This is a genomic window from Citrobacter sp. Ct235 (assembly GCF_030332305.1).
GTDB lineage: Bacteria > Pseudomonadota > Gammaproteobacteria > Enterobacterales > Enterobacteriaceae > Citrobacter_A > Citrobacter_A telavivensis.
Genome location: NZ_JAOWIC010000024.1, coordinates 1 through 1,370 on the forward strand (window position 1 = coordinate 1; position 1,370 = coordinate 1,370).

At 52.7% G+C, this 1,370-nt stretch carries 1 rRNA gene; it reads left to right on the forward strand.

Annotated features, from left to right (window positions below):
• Positions 1-1,358 (forward strand): 23S ribosomal RNA (locus OGY35_RS01080); the annotation flags it as partial.
• Between the last annotated feature and the right edge of the window lie 12 nt (positions 1,359-1,370).

Genomic DNA, 1,370 nt, shown 5'->3' on the forward strand with positions numbered 1-1,370 from the left:
ACAAATGCCCTGCTTCCAGGAAAAGCCTCTAAGCATCAGGTAACATCAAATCGTACCCCAAACCGACACAGGTGGTCAGGTAGAGAATACCAAGGCGCTTGAGAGAACTCGGGTGAAGGAACTAGGCAAAATGGTGCCGTAACTTCGGGAGAAGGCACGCTGATATGTAGGTGAAGTGATTTACTCATGGAGCTGAAATCAGTCGAAGATACCAGCTGGCTGCAACTGTTTATTAAAAACACAGCACTGTGCAAACACGAAAGTGGACGTATACGGTGTGACGCCTGCCCGGTGCCGGAAGGTTAATTGATGGGGTTATCCGTAAGGAGAAGCTCTTGATCGAAGCCCCGGTAAACGGCGGCCGTAACTATAACGGTCCTAAGGTAGCGAAATTCCTTGTCGGGTAAGTTCCGACCTGCACGAATGGCGTAATGATGGCCAGGCTGTCTCCACCCGAGACTCAGTGAAATTGAACTCGCTGTGAAGATGCAGTGTACCCGCGGCAAGACGGAAAGACCCCGTGAACCTTTACTATAGCTTGACACTGAACACTGGTCCTTGATGTGTAGGATAGGTGGGAGGCTTTGAAGTGTGGACGCCAGTCTGCATGGAGCCAACCTTGAAATACCACCCTTTAATGGCTGGTGTTCTAACGTGGGCCCGTAATCCGGGTTGCGGACAGTGTCTGGTGGGTAGTTTGACTGGGGCGGTCTCCTCCTAAAGAGTAACGGAGGAGCACGAAGGTTAGCTAATCCTGGTCGGACATCAGGAGGTTAGTGCAAAGGCATAAGCTAGCTTGACTGCGAGCGTGACGGCGCGAGCAGGTGCGAAAGCAGGTCTTAGTGATCCGGTGGTTCTGAATGGAAGGGCCATCGCTCAACGGATAAAAGGTACTCCGGGGATAACAGGCTGATACCGCCCAAGAGTTCATATCGACGGCGGTGTTTGGCACCTCGATGTCGGCTCATCACATCCTGGGGCTGAAGTAGGTCCCAAGGGTATGGCTGTTCGCCATTTAAAGTGGTACGCGAGCTGGGTTTAGAACGTCGTGAGACAGTTCGGTCCCTATCTGCCGTGGGCGCTGGAGAATTGAGGGGGGCTGCTCCTAGTACGAGAGGACCGGAGTGGACGCATCACTGGTGTTCGGGTTGTCATGCCAATGGCACTGCCCGGTAGCTAAATGCGGAAAAGATAAGTGCTGAAAGCATCTAAGCACGAAACTTGCCCCGAGATGAGTTCTCCCTGACTCTTAAAGAGTCCTGAAGGAACGTTGAAGACGACGACGTTGATAGGCCGGGTGTGTAAGCGCAGCGATGCGTTGAGCTAACCGGTACTAATGAACCGTGAGGCTTAACCTTACAACGCCGAAG